Source organism: Flagellimonas flava (assembly GCF_050617915.1).
Lineage (GTDB): Bacteria > Bacteroidota > Bacteroidia > Flavobacteriales > Flavobacteriaceae > Flagellimonas > Flagellimonas flava_A.
Window position 1 is genome coordinate 37,945 of the sequence record NZ_JBODQE010000010.1, and the last position, 15,826, is coordinate 53,770.

At 43.3% G+C, this 15,826-nt stretch carries 14 protein-coding genes and 1 tRNA gene; 11 read left to right on the forward strand and 4 right to left on the reverse strand.

Annotated elements, in window-relative coordinates; genetic code table 11:
- Window positions 1-7 precede the first annotated feature (7 nt).
- Together ACRHOZ_RS18480 and ACRHOZ_RS18485 are read right to left on the reverse strand one after the other, a co-directional pair.
- A tRNA-Leu gene (locus tag ACRHOZ_RS18480) sits at window positions 8-89 on the reverse strand.
- 1 nt (window position 90) lies between these two features.
- Window positions 91-342 (reverse strand): GIY-YIG nuclease family protein, encoded by a 252-nt coding sequence (locus tag ACRHOZ_RS18485; RefSeq protein ID WP_431128890.1) that lies wholly within the window; start codon window positions 340-342, stop codon window positions 91-93.
- A gap of 221 nt (window positions 343-563) precedes the next feature.
- Here ACRHOZ_RS18485 and ACRHOZ_RS18490 point away from each other — a divergent pair, with 221 nt between their 5' ends.
- From ACRHOZ_RS18490 to pth, 3 genes are all read left to right on the forward strand, one after another.
- Window positions 564-1,505 (forward strand): ribose-phosphate pyrophosphokinase, encoded by a 942-nt coding sequence (locus tag ACRHOZ_RS18490; RefSeq protein ID WP_431128893.1) that lies wholly within the window; start codon window positions 564-566, stop codon window positions 1,503-1,505.
- An 83-nt stretch (window positions 1,506-1,588) separates the two neighbouring features.
- Complete coding sequence (locus ACRHOZ_RS18495) at window positions 1,589-2,251, forward strand: 50S ribosomal protein L25/general stress protein Ctc (RefSeq protein WP_431128896.1); 663 nt, start codon at window positions 1,589-1,591, stop codon at window positions 2,249-2,251.
- 92 nt (window positions 2,252-2,343) lie between these two features.
- Window positions 2,344-2,973: an aminoacyl-tRNA hydrolase gene (pth, locus tag ACRHOZ_RS18500; protein ID WP_431128899.1), complete on the forward strand. Its 630-nt coding sequence runs from the start codon at window positions 2,344-2,346 to the stop codon at window positions 2,971-2,973.
- 6 nt (window positions 2,974-2,979) lie between these two features.
- Here pth and ACRHOZ_RS18505 read toward each other — a convergent pair whose 3' ends face one another.
- On the reverse strand, window positions 2,980-3,666 hold the full coding sequence (locus ACRHOZ_RS18505; protein WP_431128902.1) for a hypothetical protein: 687 nt from the start codon (window positions 3,664-3,666) through the stop codon (window positions 2,980-2,982).
- Complete coding sequence (locus tag ACRHOZ_RS18510; protein ID WP_431128905.1) at window positions 3,663-7,304, reverse strand: reprolysin-like metallopeptidase; 3,642 nt, start codon at window positions 7,302-7,304, stop codon at window positions 3,663-3,665. Before ACRHOZ_RS18510 ends, ACRHOZ_RS18505 begins: the two co-directional genes overlap by 4 nt.
- Before the next feature lie 186 nt (window positions 7,305-7,490).
- Here ACRHOZ_RS18510 and ACRHOZ_RS18515 point away from each other — a divergent pair, with 186 nt between their 5' ends.
- From ACRHOZ_RS18515 to mgtE, 8 genes are all read left to right on the forward strand, one after another.
- Window positions 7,491-8,420: a bifunctional riboflavin kinase/FAD synthetase gene (locus ACRHOZ_RS18515; protein WP_431128908.1), complete on the forward strand. Its 930-nt coding sequence runs from the start codon at window positions 7,491-7,493 to the stop codon at window positions 8,418-8,420.
- A 1-nt stretch (window position 8,421) separates the two neighbouring features.
- On the forward strand, window positions 8,422-9,738 hold the full coding sequence (locus ACRHOZ_RS18520; protein WP_431128911.1) for an HTTM domain-containing protein: 1,317 nt from the start codon (window positions 8,422-8,424) through the stop codon (window positions 9,736-9,738).
- Window positions 9,739-9,787: 49 nt separating this feature from the next.
- Window positions 9,788-11,059 carry a serine--tRNA ligase gene (serS, locus tag ACRHOZ_RS18525; RefSeq protein WP_431128914.1) on the forward strand — a complete coding sequence of 424 codons (1,272 nt, stop codon included), beginning with the start codon at window positions 9,788-9,790 and terminating at the stop codon, window positions 11,057-11,059.
- A 77-nt stretch (window positions 11,060-11,136) separates the two neighbouring features.
- On the forward strand, window positions 11,137-12,924 hold the full coding sequence (locus ACRHOZ_RS18530) for a tetratricopeptide repeat protein (protein WP_431128917.1): 1,788 nt from the start codon (window positions 11,137-11,139) through the stop codon (window positions 12,922-12,924).
- 36 nt (window positions 12,925-12,960) lie between these two features.
- A complete protein-coding gene (locus ACRHOZ_RS18535) occupies window positions 12,961-13,278 on the forward strand; it encodes a DUF4286 family protein (protein WP_420401813.1) in 318 nt (105 codons plus the stop codon).
- Between the two features lie 3 nt (window positions 13,279-13,281).
- The gene (locus ACRHOZ_RS18540; protein WP_431128920.1) at window positions 13,282-13,590 is read left to right on the forward strand and encodes a gamma-glutamylcyclotransferase family protein; all 309 of its coding nucleotides are present in this window, start codon (window positions 13,282-13,284) and stop codon (window positions 13,588-13,590) included.
- 18 nt (window positions 13,591-13,608) lie between these two features.
- A complete protein-coding gene (gene rsmA / locus ACRHOZ_RS18545; protein ID WP_431128923.1) occupies window positions 13,609-14,481 on the forward strand; it encodes a 16S rRNA (adenine(1518)-N(6)/adenine(1519)-N(6))-dimethyltransferase RsmA in 873 nt (290 codons plus the stop codon).
- Window positions 14,468-15,820 (forward strand): magnesium transporter, encoded by a 1,353-nt coding sequence (gene mgtE, locus ACRHOZ_RS18550; protein WP_431128926.1) that lies wholly within the window; start codon window positions 14,468-14,470, stop codon window positions 15,818-15,820. Before rsmA ends, mgtE begins: the two co-directional genes overlap by 14 nt.
- Window positions 15,821-15,826 lie beyond the last annotated feature (6 nt).

Here is a 15,826-nt window from a genome sequence, read left to right on the forward strand (position 1 = left end):
TTTAAAGTACCTTGGGTGGGAATCGAACCCACACTCCCGAAAGAACTGGATTTTGAATCCAGCGCGTCTACCAATTCCGCCACCAAGGCATTATGTTAACTTATCTCTAAGTTTACGGAGTTTTTCTTTACCAACTCCCGACTTCCAATATTTTTCCCTTTTCCTTGCTTCGTGCCTATCCTTGCATGATTCTTGATAAATCAAGATGAAAGGAGCATAAGGTTTGGTTGTCTTTTCCCAACCTCTATTATGCCGTCTTAACCTTTCCTCAAGATTCTTGGTCATTCCAACATAAATGTAGTTGGAATCCAAGCTTGATATGACATAGACAATAATCAACACAATATTTCAGCGCGCCTGCCTGTCGGCAGACAGGTCTACCAATTCCGCCACCAAGGCTTAATTTGTATCCCCTTTTTGAAATGGGACTGCAAAGCTAAAAAATAATTTCATTTACAACCAAAAATACCTTGAAATATCCTTTAGCAACCCGAATTAATTTATAAATTTGCACCTCTTTTGAAAAAAAGAAGATTTAATAATCTAGTCGACAACAGATTACAATGCCGTACCAAGTTCCAGAACCCAAAATTTTTGCCTGTACCCAAAGTACAGCGCTTGGTGAGAAAATTGCTGCGTCCTATGGGGCAAACCTTGGCAAGGTACTTTTTTCAAGATATAGCGACGGGGAATTTCAGCCATCGTTTGAAGAATCCATCCGTGGAGCAAGGATTTTTATCATTGGATCCACCAATCCCAGTTCAGAAAATCTGATGGAGATGTTGCTTATGCTTGATGCGGCCAAAAGAGCTTCAGCAAGGCATATCACCGCCGTAATGCCCTACTTTGGTTGGGCCAGACAGGATAGAAAGGACAAACCCAGGGTTCCCATTGCTGCAAAGTTGATTGCCAAAATGTTGGAAACTGCGGGGGCCACGCGAATCATCACCATGGATCTTCATGCCGATCAGATTCAAGGGTTCTTTGAAAAGCCAGTGGATCATCTGTTTGCCTCTACCCTGTTCTTACCCTATCTAAAAGGCTTGAAATTGGACAATTTGTGCATCGCTTCTCCTGATATGGGAGGTTCCAAACGTGCCTATGCATACTCCAAAGCCCTTGAAAGTGATGTTGTGATCTGCTACAAGCAGCGTGCTAAGGCCAATGTAATTTCCCATATGGAACTTATTGGCGAGGTGACAGGGAAGAATGTTGTTTTGGTGGATGATATGGTGGACACTGCCGGAACCCTTACCAAAGCTGCCGACCTTATGATGGAAAGGGGAGCCTTGAGCGTACGTGCCATTACCACTCATGGTCTGTTGTCCGGCAATGCATATGAAAAAATAGAAAAGTCAACTTTGACGGAATTGATTGTAACCGATTCAATTCCCATAAAAGAGGACAAGGATAAAATAAAGGTATTGAGTTGTGCCGACCTATTTGCAGATGTTATGCATCGGGTTCACCACAACACCTCAATATCCTCAAAATTCTTAATGTAGCCTTCGACTACGTTCAGGCCGATATGTCTGACAATTCGAAAATGAATGAGAATAAATTAAATATTTTATAGATAACAGAAGTTATGAAGTCAATTACTATCAAAGGATCCCAAAGAGAAAGCGTGGGCAAGGTATCTACCAAGGCCTTACGTAATGCTGGAAAGGTCCCTTGCGTGCTGTACGGAGGGGATAAGCCATTGCACTTTTCAGCAGATGAGCTAGCGTTCAGACATTTAGTGTACACCCCCAACGCGCACACGGCTGTGATTGAGTTGGAAGACGGACAAAAGTTTGATGCTGTATTACAGGATATCCAATTTCATCCTGTAACTGACCAAATCTTGCACATCGATTTTTATCAGTTGTTCGAGGACAAGCCAGTGACCATGAACATCCCTGTTCGTTTGGAAGGAAACTCCCCTGGAGTTCGAAACGGTGGACGTTTGTTGTTCAGGAAAAGAAAGCTTTCCATTAAGGCATTGCCAAATCTACTTCCTGATTTTATCACCGTGGATATCTCCAAATTGAGAATTGGGGGAACCATTGCCGTAGAAACCTTGTTGAGCGATGATTTCACCATTCTACACCCGGATAGTACCGCGGTTGTACAGGTAAAAGCCTCTAGAACATCTGTGGATGATTCTGAAGAGGAAGAGGAAGAAACTGAAGGAGCTGAAGGTGGTGCTGAAGGAGCTGAAGGAGCAGCAGAAAGTGCTGAAGCCCCAGCTGCAGAAGCTACCGAGTAGGTTTTAAATCATCAAAATAATTGCATCCCCGTTTTACACTAAAGTAAAGTTTGGGGATGCTTTCTTATTTTTGGGCAAAACCCATATATAGGATGTTGCAGTTGCTAAAATCCCTTTTCGGCATTACAAAACCCTTGATTGAAGAACTTGATACCATGAAAAAATTTCTGATTGTTGGCCTTGGTAACATTGGATCAGAATACGAGGAAACCCGACACAACATTGGTTTCCAAATCTTGGATTTTTTGGCCGAACAAGAAAGTTTTGCCTTTGAAAGTGGCAAATTGGGCGCAGTGGGCACCTTCAAACATAAGGGAAGAAGCATCTTATGCCTAAAACCTTCAACCTATATGAATCTCAGCGGTAACGCTGTGAAATACTGGATGGAGAAGGAAAAAATTCCATTGGAAAATGTCCTTATCATTACGGATGACATCAACCTCACTTTTGGGACACTACGCCTTAAAACCAAGGGAAGCGATGGCGGGCACAATGGACTAAAACACATCCAAAACACCTTGCAGACCTCGCAATATCCCCGATTTAGATTTGGGGTTGGGGCTGAATTTAGCAAAGGCAGGCAGGTGGAGTATGTTTTGGGAAAATGGAATGAGGACGAACGGGCGGCTTTGCCAGAACGACTCAAAAAATCTGCGGACCTCGTGCGTTCCTATGTTTTTGCCGGCACCAAAAACACCATGAACCAATTTAACGGGACCTAGTACTTCTTAGAATACCCTAAAATCGAAAATCCCGGAGTCTGAAGTATTGCCCTGGGCATCCGTTGTGGTAATCCTCCAATAATAAACAGTATCTGACAAAACTCCCACATCAATAGTGTTGGTTGTAGCATCCAAGGTTCCCAAGGAAGTTGCAGGAGGGTTTTGATCGGAGAAAAAGACTTCAAACGACTCAATGTCATCTTCCACATCAGAACCGGACCACTCCAAGGTAACCTCATTGGACAAACTTTTCTGAACCGTAGATCCCGAAACGGGGTTCACCACTTGAGCCGGAAAAGGAGCGTAGTTGGTTTGGGAACCTGCATTGTAAAACAACCAGGTGTCACTTGTTGCTGTTTGATCCGTATTGGAGTTTCTTGAAGTCACGGTCCATGAAAAAGGGGTTCCCTTTTCTATGGATAAACTGGCCGAAGTTGCAGCGGTGGAAATGGTCTGTGGAATATTGGTATCCAGGTTAACCACACTCAAGGTATACGTATCGGTATTGGCAGAAGCGCTCCACTCAAAAGTAACCTGACTCAGTGCATTGTTTATGCTTACCCCAGTGGTGCATTCCGAATTTTCATTGGGAAAAATCAAATTGGCTCCTTCCGGTGCAGGGGGTGTATCATCACTTTTGCTGCAGGAATACAACAAAACAAAAATGCCTAAAATTGCTAAAAACCGCTTCATTCCTTAATCATTTTAAATACTTGCTTGGTATCCAAGGTTTCAATCCTCATGTAATAAGTTCCCTTGGGCAACAGAGAAACTCCAAGCTCCAAATCGTTTCCGTTCAACGTTTCATCCTTGGTCAGTACCAATTGGCCATTGGAAGCAAACACCTGAACCTTGACCAAGCCGTTATATCCACTTAAAAATACTTTGGCCGTATGGTTCACCGCATTGGGATACAATATGGGTTTGGAAGATACAAAAAAGGACTCCTCATAAATTCCTTGGCAATCCAAACCTGTCGAAACCTTTAGCGTGTTCCTTCCTTCCTTCAGGTTCAATTGAATTTCATTATCCAATGTCTGGGTAACCAAACCGTTGAGTTCGATAGTATATAAACTACCCCCTGACATGGAAAGCGCCAAGGCTTGACCTTCCACCTCCGCAAAAACCGAAAGCAGTTCCGGTTGGATCAGTTCCAGATTGAAACAAATCTCTCTAAACGTCACCGTACCATTGGTTCCGGTAACACATAGCGAATAAGTTCCAGCTTCCAGGTTCCCAAAGGAATGGGAATTGGTAAAGTCCATATTGGAGGTTGTCCCGCCTCCATCCAAAACTGCCGTATATGTTATTGAATTGTCAACCGCTGTTATGCTGATTGTTCCATCGTTGTTGTTTCTGCAACTCTCACTCTGAACTTCCACCGTAAAATTATCTGTAGGGAAGCGGTTGATCGGGCAACCGTTTGTATCCACTTCGATTCCTTTCGGTGTACCTAAGCAGAGGTCATCACCGTCATCAAACACCCCATCCTCGTCCTCATCAGGTCTAAATGCTCCTTCGGCACAAACCTCCAACGTAAACCCGATCAGGGAACCTCCATCACCTGTTGCCGTATCCAAAATCTCCAAAGTCCATTCCCCAAGAGCAGATTCACCAATAAATGAACTTAACGCTCCCAAAGGCTTTACAGTTCCCGATATGGCGGGATTGATCGCACAAACTATTGTTGACCCATCATCATCAAAAGTGGCATTGATATTATTGGCATCCCCACAGGTATTGGAAATCAAGGTAACCTTTGTCCCCGAGGGAGAAGTCAAATTAATGATCAAATCCTCCAGGTAGGTATGATTCAATTCCAAACTTACATTGACATCTGAAATGGAAAGATCTTCAAATATGTTTACCGTGCTGCTCACAGCGGATGTTCCTACAGGCGATATTTCCAAGGGTAAGCCAGCGGGTTCCAAAGTTTTGCAATCCACCTGTATGGTTGTAAAACTAAAAGGTGTTCCAAACGTTCCCGCTCCACACGCATTGTTGGGTCTTACACGCCAAAAATATTCCGTTTGAGCGGCCAAGCTTGTGGTTTGATAGAAATTAAAAGGTATTGTAGCTGATTCCACAATATTGGTAAATCCTACATCCGTAGCCACCTCCACATCGTAATTGGAATTGAGTACATTGTCTTCCCAGTTCAATTGGGTGCGAATGGAAACATTACCCTCTGAGTCCGAAGGAGATTGAAGGACAACATTTGAAAAGCCATTATCCTTTACAATCAGAGTCAAGGGCACATTTTTGGTTACTGAAGCCGCATTAGAGGTAACGGTAATATTATATTCCCCAGCAGCCACCCCATTTGTATTGGAAATAGTCAGTTGTACGGAAGTATCATCTGCGCTTGCCTGGGTTGGGGCGAAAACACCTGTAAGACCTACTGGTAGATTGGCAGAAAAGGTGGATGTTTCACCAAAACCACCAAAGGTTTGGTAGGTGAACGGGATGATCAAATCATCGGGTTGGCAAACCTCATAAACCAAATCCTGAAAGCTCAAAACCACTTGGGATTCTTGTATGGTAAAATCCGAAGCGTTTACCGCAAAGAACACATTATCACTTGCTTTGATCATGATTCTCGCCGTTGTGGTGGCATCCCCGGGAATTAAAATTTCCTCCTCACCATCATTTAAGGTATCATCCGCCAAGGTTATGGGAAATGTCACGCCTCCATCCAAAGAAAGCATAATGTCAACGGTTTGGGCATTAACAGGTAGAATATTGGTATTGGATACATCCCAAGTAACTTGTTGGGTAGAACCCGCTTCGTATACTTCATTGGTGCCTTGGGAAGTGACCGTAAAAGGTCCGGCAGAACTCACCACCTCCACGTTGAGCAAATCAGAAACAACTTGACCCCCTCCAGCAGCATTATCCCGAACTGTAAGTGCAAATTCAAAATTTCTGGCCACATTGGAAACAGTTTCCCAAGCCTCATTAATTTGCGGTTCGGTTTGGGTAAGCTCACCTTGGATTACACTGGATAGCTTAGGAAAATACCTGGCGGGATCAGTAGTTGGCGGCAAGGACCTAAAGTTGGCCCCACTTGGATTATCCGGCCCAAAAGTCGCGGTGGTCACCACCCCATTATCAATCTGTTCCCAGGTATAGGTAAGTACGTCTCCAACGTCACTATCCGTTGCGATTCCCTCCAAGACAAATGCAGTCCCTTTGGGAATTACGTAATCCCCCACTGGGGTTAGTACCGGTGGATTGTTGGTAAGTCCTGTTTCCTCTGCACAGGCAACGGACTGCAAATATGTGGATATCTGCTGAATGCTATAGAAATGAAAATAATCACTGCCATTGGGAGCTACATTATTGCCACCGACTATCCCCGCATAGCCCATTATGGTAGTCCCGCTGGCTGGTTCAGCTTGTACTCCTGTTCCTTCACTTTCAAAAGACCAGGTGTGGTTGGCACCAAATTGATGTCCAAGTTCATGCGATACAAAATCCAAATCAAAAACATCTCCCTGCGGATTGAAAGCAGCGGAAAATGCGCTCCCCTTTCTATTATCTGAACAAACAGACCCAATAAACCCTGCGTTACCATTATCCTGGCCTTGACTTACCTTATGAAACAAATGTCCAACATCATAATTTTCCTCTCCTATGGTTGACGTCAAAGTGTTCTGTACCTCAGAATTAAGATTCCCATTATAGGGATCCGTACCGGAATTTGTAAAAATTATCAGGTCATTATTGGGAATCAACTCGAGGGTCACTCCCAAATCGGTTTCAAAAACTTCATTGACCCTGGTCAAAGTTGTATTTATGGCCGCAAGGGCATCTGCAACCGTGCCGCCATGGTGCTGGGTATATTCCCCCGAGGCGGAAACCGCAATCCGATATTTGCGCAACAATTGGTCATCCACCAAAGGAGTGATTGTTTTGGCAACCAACTTTTGAATGTCTCCCGTTTTACAAACAAAGCTGCCTTTTTCGGAAGATTCCGCTCCTTTTTCATATACCACGTAGGTATCCGCTTCATTGGATACTTGTTCTATGAAGGTTGTCTGTTGGTTCTTCAGGTTTACCAGCATCCCGTCCATCCCTTTATGGGAATTGCTCAACTTCACCTTGTACTGCCCATTTTGACTTACCCCCGTAAATGACTTAATACCTGGATATTTCTTGGCCAGGTCTGGATGAAGTACCGAGGTCTCTTTCAATTCAAATCCGATGATTTCGCCATGACCGTTTGGAAGATATACCGTACGCTTGTCCCTACTGGTTTTGGACGCAGGAAGCAAATCATCCAATATTTGCCCCTTGTCCAAAGTATAGACTGCATTGGCCTTGTCCATGTTGTTTTTCAGGGATGCACTTTTGAAAGAGCTCTTTACCGGTATCGATTTCCAATAAGAACGTTGACCGTAGATCGAAAATGAGATAAAAAATATGGTAATTGATAAAACAAGATGTAATTTAGCTTTCATACTAAAGGGGCGTCGGTCAATTTCAAAAATAAGCCTTTTTTATTTCTTGTTTAGGTGGAAACAATCCAAGGCATTTCTCAGTTTACAGATACATCATTCAATACCGCGGTAACCATTGGAACCTTTGATGGGGTGCACATTGGGCACGGCAAGATACTGGAACGCCTCATAAATAATGCCAAAAATGCGGGACTAAAATCCGTAGTACTTACTTTTTTCCCGCATCCACGGATGGTACTTCAAAAAGATACGGACATTAAACTGTTGAATACCTTGGAGGAGAAAACCAAGATTTTGGAGGCCATGGGACTGGATTACCTCATTGTCCATCCCTTTACCAAAGAGTTTTCCAGACTTTCAGCGACCGAGTTTGTGCGGGACATCTTGGTGAACAGCATTAAAACCAAAAAGATCATCATTGGGTACGACCACCGTTTTGGACGCAACAGAAATGCCAATATCCAGGACCTTATTTCCATTGGAAATGCGCTCGATTTTGAAGTGGAAGAAATTCCAGCCCAAGAGATCAACGATGTTTCCGTAAGTTCCACCAAGATTAGAAATGCGCTCCAGGAGGGTGATATCGTTACGGCCAACAACTACCTTAACTATCCGTATATGCTTACGGGGACGGTAAAAAAGGGTAAGGGTCTTGGTAAACAATTTGGCTTTCCTACGGCCAATTTGGACATTGCTGAGAAATACAAACAGATTCCCAAAAATGGGGTATATGTGGTAAAGAGCCGTTGGGATGACAAGGATTATTTTGGAATGATGAACATTGGTTACAATCCCACAGTTTCAGGCAATAAAAAGAGTATCGAAATCAACTTCTTTGAATTTGATGGGAATCTCTATGACAAAAAAATCCAAGTGGACCTGCTTCATCGAATTCGGGATGAACACAAGTTTGATTCCGTACAGGAGCTTCAAGAGCAGCTCAAAAAGGACAGACAGACTTCATTAGACTTAATCTCGAGCTAAAGTGAACCAGTTTCTTTTTAAAAAAATAGATAATGCCCAGCTTACAGTTTTCAGGGTATTCTATGGCTTACTGGTCAGCGCGGAATGTTATGGCGCCATTGCTACCGGTTGGGTACGGCGAACCTTGGTGGAGCCCAAATTTACATTCAGTTTCATCGGGTTTGAATGGTTACAACCCCTTCCCGGAAGTGGAATGTATATCTACTTTGCCATTATGGGCACCCTTGGGGTATTGATCACTTTGGGCTATCGGTATAGATTCAGTGCCTTTGCATTTGCCATTCTATGGACCGGGGTCTACCTCATGCAAAAAACATCCTACAACAACCATTATTATTTGTTGATGTTGCTGTCCTATATCATGGCATTTTTTCCCGCCAACCGTGATTTTTCCATGGACGCCAAACAAAATCCCAGTATCCGTTCCACTACCATGCACAACTGGATACGTTGGGCCATAATTCTGCAGCTTTTCATTGTCTACACATATGCCTCGGTAGCCAAACTCTACGGAGACTGGTTGGATTTCAGCATTATTGAGATTTTAATGAAATCCAAATCTGATTATTACATTATTGGGGATTTCCTTCAGCAAAAATGGGTGCACAAAATTGTAGCATTTTTCGGGATTTTTTATGATCTGTTGGTGGTTCCCGCCTTGCTTTGGAAACCCACCCGTAAAGTGGCCTTTGCGTTTTCCATCTTCTTCCATATCTTCAACAGCATAGTATTCCAAATTGGGATTTTTCCATACCTCTCCTTGGCATTTATCGTGTTCTTTTTCCCTCCAGAAACCATTAGGAACATTTTCCTAAAACGAAAAAGTGCAAAAACCGATAATACCCCGGCCATTCCCGAAAACAGGAATTTGATCGTATCCGTATTAAGCATCTATTTCATCACACAATTATTGCTTCCCTTACGCCACCATACGTTTCAAGATGATGTGCTTTGGACAGAGGAAGGACATCGCTTGAGTTGGCGGATGATGTTGCGCAGCCGTGCCGGATCTATTCGGGTCAAAGCGGTAAACAAGGAAACTGGCAAAATGGAGGTCATAAAATTGGGCGATCATCTTACCAAAAAGCAACGCCGCAAAGTATCTTGCTATCCAGATTTTACTTGGCAGTTTGCGCAATACCTTAAAAAGGAATATGCCAAAAAGGGAGAGGACATTCAGGTCTTTGTGGAAAACAAGGTAAAAGTCAATCAGGGAAAATTTCATGAATTTATTGATCCCGAAGTGGACCTGGCCAGCGTGCCGTGGAAACATTTTGGCCATAATGAATGGATTTTGCCCTCACAAGCTGAAGAATAGTTGTGCATCTTGCCTAGATTGAATTAAATTTGCGGCTCAAAACAAGGCCATGCTTCAATTACAGACCATTAGGGAGAACAAGGAAGGGATCATCACCGCACTAAAAAAGAGGAACTTGGATATTGAGCCAATCCTTTCCGCTGTGCTTGATTTAGATGAAAAACGACGTTCCATTCAAACCGAATTGGACGCAACATTGGCCGAATCCAACAAGCTTTCCAAAGAAATTGGCATACTTTTTAAATCAGGAAAAGCAGCAGAGGCGAACACCTTAAAAGAGCAGACTGCAGGTTTAAAAGAAGCCTCAAAACAGCTGGGTGAAGAACTCAATGCTACTGCAGAAGCATTACAGGAGCAGTTGTATCTGATTCCCAATATACCCCACGAATCTGTTCCCGCAGGTAACACAGATGAGGACAACGAGGAAGTTTTTCGTCAAGGAGATATCCCAGAGCTGATGGAAGGTGCTTTACCGCATTGGGAGTTGGCCAAAAAGTATGACATCATCGATTTTGAATCCGGCGTAAAGATTACGGGAGCTGGGTTTCCCGTATATAAGGGCAAAGGAGCACGACTTCAACGTGCATTGATCTCCTATTTTTTGGATAAGAATACGGCAGCAGGTTATACGGAGTTGCAAGTACCGCACATGATCAATGAAGCTTCTGGTTACGGCACAGGTCAATTACCGGATAAAGAGGGTCAGATGTACCATGTTCAAGCTGATGATCTATATCTGATTCCAACAGCTGAAGTTCCAATAACCAATCTACATAGGGACGACATGCTTACCGCTTCGGAATTACCGATCAAGTACACGGGCTATACTCCCTGTTTTAGAAGAGAAGCCGGAAGTTATGGCGCCCATGTTAGGGGGCTTAACCGATTGCATCAATTTGACAAGGTAGAAGTGGTTCGTATTGAACGCCCAGATGCCTCTTACCAGGCGCTGGATGAAATGGTGGAACATGTTAAAGAGATTCTTGTTGAGTTAAAACTTCCCTATAGAATTCTTCGTCTTTGTGGTGGGGATTTGGGCTTTACCTCTGCCCTAACCTTTGATTTTGAAGTCTTCTCCACGGCACAGGATCGTTGGTTGGAAATAAGCTCCGTGTCCAATTTTGAGACCTTCCAGGCCAACCGATTAAAACTTCGTTTTAAGGATGAAAATGGGAAAAAGCAATTGGCCCATACCTTAAATGGAAGCTCCCTGGCCTTGCCTAGAGTTTTGGCTGGCATTTTGGAAAATTACCAAACCAAGGACGGTATTAAAGTCCCCGAAGTATTGGTTCCCTACTGCGGATTTGATATGATCAATTAAGATTTGTTGCTCCTAATTTAGATTCACTTAACAGGAATTGGGGTTTTTCTACGTTATATTTGAAATAAAACGAGCTATTGCGATACTTTTTATTTCTTATAGCGTGTCTTACCATTAGCAATTCCTCCTATGGCCAAGAGGACTTTTTGGCCAAGCAATATTTCAATGATGGGGATTACGACAAGGCCTTGGTGTTTTATGAAAAATTGGTGAAAAAAAATCCAAGACGCACGGACTATTCCGAAGGTTTAGTTGCTTGCTATCAACAATTGGAACGCTATGGTGATGCGGAGCAGTTTTTACTGAAAAAAGTTGAGGATGCTTATGCCTTTCCCACTTTCTTCATAGAATTGGGATATAACTACACCCTGCAAAACCAATCCGATAAGGCCGCCGAGTATTATCAAAGGGCCATCCAGAAAATAGAGGAAAACCCCAATTTTGGGTATAGTGTAGGGTACCGTTTTCAAAAGTATGCTCTGCTTGACGAAGCCATCCAGGCCTATCAAAAGGCCATGATACTTAAGCCCGAATTAAACTATGATTTTCAATTGGCTAGGATTTATGGGGAACAGGGACAGGTGGAAAAAATGTACCAGAGCTACCTCAATCTTATCAAGGAAGGCCGTACTTCGCGCTCCAATATTTTAAGGAATATTGACGATTTTATTTCGGAAGATCCATCCAACGAGAACAATGTGCTCCTTAGAAAGGTACTCTTAAAAAATGCCCAGAAGAATCCAGATATCTTATGGAACGAATTGCTAAGCTGGCTTTTCATACAACAAAAACAGTACAGTAGTGCATTCAGTCAAGAAAAGGCCATTTATAAGCGTACGGATGAAGTTTCTTTAGATCGGTTGGAAAACCTAGGCCAGATTGCGCTGGAAGACAAGGATTTTTCCAATGCCAGCAAGATTTTTGAATACATCGTGGACCATAGCGGCAATCCTGTTTCCAAACTCAATGCGCAATTGCACCTGATTGATATTGATTTGGAGACGCCTGACAAAAGCACCTTGAATGCTGTGGAAAAAAAGTTTGAAGCCTTGGTGCTGGAGTATGGAAACCAAAGCCAGACCTTGCAGCTTCAAATTGCCTACGCCAATTTCCTAACCTTCAAAAGGGAGCGGCCAGCCCCAGCCATTGGCATGCTAAAAGAGAGCTTGGAGCTTCCTTTGAGCAACAGGGGTACAGCCTACGTGAAAATGGCCCTAGGTGATATTTTGGTGTACAATCAACAATTTAACCAGGCCTTGATTTACTTTACCCAGGTACAAAAGCGATTAAAAAATGATGTGTTGGGTCAAGATGCGCGCTTTAAGGTAGCACAGACCAGTTTTTACAAAGGGGATTTTGATTGGGCGCTTACCCAACTTAAAGTGTTAAGGGGTTCCACCTCGCAGCTAATTGCCAATGACGCCATGCAATTGAGTTTGTTGATATCCGATAATTCCTTGGAAGATTCGACCCAAACAGCGCTTAAAAAATTTGCCAGGGCCGATCTGCTGGCTTATCAAAATAAGAATATCCAGGCCATTGAAGCCTTGGAAGATATTTTACAGAACCACAAAGGTGAAAAAATCGAGGATGAGGCATTGTTAAAGCAGGGACAGCTTTTGGAGGGCCAAAAAAGATATAAGGATGCAGAGTTCAATTACCAGAAAATAGCTGAATTCTATGCCCACGATATTTTGGCGGACGATGCGCTCTTTGCCCTAGGGGAGCTATATAGAACTGTACTGGACGAACCTGAAAAGGCCATGGCACAATACGAGAAAATTATTTATAACCATCAGGACAGTTATTACTTTCCCAAGGCCAGAAAGCAATTTAGGCGTTTGCGGGGCGATGCCATTAATTGATTCTTCCCTACTTTTGAGCCAATCAAAAGTTGGACTATGCTGATTTACAACGTAACCATCAATATAGATGAAACCGTGCATGATGAATGGTTGACCTGGATGCGCGATAAACACGTTCCGGATATGTTGGCCACTGGAAAGTTTTCCCATGCCAAGATGGCCAAGGTATTGGTGGAAGAAGAAATGGGCGGTGTCACTTATTCCGTGCAATACACCACAAAAGATCGCAAAACATTGGAGGCTTACTATAAGGAAGATGCAGAACGCCTTAGGTCCGATGGGCAAAAACTATTTCCAAACAAGTTTGTTGCCTTTAGAACAGAATTGGAAATCATCAGTCAACAAATTCCGTAACCCTTGGAATACCTTTTCACCTACGGAACACTGCAGGACTTGCAGGTGCAACAGTATATATTTGGTCGCATCCTAACAGGTAATTCCGATTTTTTACCAGGGTTTAAAAAAATGGAAAATGCGGTCTATGGTCGCTATCCCCTTGTAATACGAAGTGGAAATCCAAAAGACACCGTTCAAGGTATGGTATATGAGGTAACCTCATTGGATTTGGCCAAGTCCGACGTCTACGAAACCAGTGCTTACATACGTGAAAAAGTGGTGTTGGAATCTGGCATTGAAGCCTGGCTGTATGTCAAAAATTCAAACTAACTTGCAAAAAAACGTCCCGTGTCCAAAAAAAATAGAAAGAAACTTGGCAATGGCAAGCCAAAGCAGCGTAGGAATGGACACAATGAAGGTGCGGTAAAGGCCAAAAAACATTTGGGGCAGCACTTTTTAACCGATGAAAGCATAGCAGAAAAAATTGCCCAAACCCTCTCTCTTGATGCATACTCCAATGTCCTGGAAATAGGTCCTGGAATGGGAGTGCTTACAAAGTATTTGCTGCAACGTGATTTGGAGTTGGTGGCCATGGATCTTGATGAGGAATCCATCGTTTATCTAAACCACAGTTTTAGGTTGGAGCACCCGGAAGTGTTTCAGAAAAATAATCGGCTCAATATCTTGGAGGCTGACTTCCTCAAATTCGACCTAAAACAGTTGTATGGGAACGAGCAGTTTGCCATTACCGGCAATTTCCCTTACAATATTTCCAGCCAAATCGTTTTTAAAATGTTGGAAATGCGCCAACAGATACCTGAGTTCTCAGGAATGTTCCAAAAAGAGGTTGCCCAACGTATTTGCGAAAAACCTGGTAGTAAAACCTATGGCATCCTTTCTGTTTTGGTGCAGGCTTTTTATGAGGCAGAATATCTGTTTAGTGTTCCTCCTCAGGTGTTTGACCCCCCTCCTAAGGTACATTCGGGAGTACTGCGATTGACCCGTAGGGAGAATCTAAATCTCCCCTGTGACGAGCATCTGTTTTTTAAAGTGGTCAAGACCGCATTCAACCAACGGCGAAAGACCATTCGCAATAGCCTTAAATCCTTTAACCTCTCTGATAATCTAAAAGAAGGCACTATATTTGACCAGCGCCCTGAGCAGCTTAGTGTAGCTGATTTTATTGGGTTAACACAGAAGATTTCCAATGACCCCGTTTAAACTCACAGACGAGCTAATTGCAGAAATTCAACAACTGATTGGGGACAAGAAAAACTCCGAGCTCAGGTTGATGATGCAGGAATTCCACTATGCAGATATTGCCGAGATAGCAGAGGAGCTTAAAGTGGGGGAGGCTACCTATCTGATCAAACTTCTGGATAGTGAAAAGACCTCGGATATTCTGGCCGAGATGGATGAGGACATTCGGGAATCGGTCCTTAACAATCTATCCATCAAGGAAATTGCGGAGGAATTGGAGGAATTGGACACCGATGATGCCGCAGATATTGTTGGAGAACTCCCTAGGGAAATCATCCAGGATGTAATTTCGGAAATTGAGGACAAGGAGCATGCTGCAGACATTGTTGACCTGCTTCGTTATGATGAGGATTCAGCAGGGGGTCTTATGGCCAAGGAATTGGTCAAAGTCAATGAAAATTGGAACGTACTCACCTGTGTAAAAGAAATGAGGGCACAAGCTGAAAATGTAACACGGGTACATTCCATTTATGTGGTGGATGAGGAGCAAAAATTGAAGGGTCGACTTTCATTGAAGGACCTGTTGACCACCTCTACCAAAACCCACATCAAAGATGTGTATATCCCCAAAGTGGATTATGTGACCGTCAATGAGAAATCTGAAGAAGTTGCCAAGATCATGTCCAAATACGATTTGGAAGCCATTCCAGTGGTGGATGAGATTGGAAGATTGGTAGGGCGTATTACCATTGATGATATTGTGGATGTGATCAAGGAAGAAGCGGACAAAGATTATCAATTGGCTGCGGGTATATCGCAGGATGTGGAGGCCGATGACAGCATTTGGGAACTTACCCGTGCTCGCTTACCATGGTTGATTCTCGGATTGCTTGGTGGACTGGGTGCTGCGGGAATCATGGGTGGTTTTGAGGAAATGTTGGCCAAACATGCCATTCTCTTCTTTTTCACACCGCTTATTGCGGCTATGGCCGGAAATGTTGGGGTGCAGTCCAGCGCAATTATCGTTCAAGGTCTTGCCAATAACGACCTCAAGGGAAGCATTAGTAACAGACTGGTCAAAGAAATGCTCTTGGCTCTTTTGAATGGACTTATTCTGGCGGCATTGCTTTTGATCTTTACGTGGATCTGGCAAGGTGATTTCACAACAGCCTTGGCCATCTCCGTATCATTAATAGCGGTCATCATGGTTGCTGGATTCATCGGTACTTTTACGCCGCTGTTTTTAGATCAGCGCGGAATTGATCCAGCCATTGCCACTGGCCCATTTATAACCACAAGCAACGATATCTTTGGCATCCTTATTTACTTTTGGATAGCCAAACTAATTCTTGGAATCTAGGCCAAC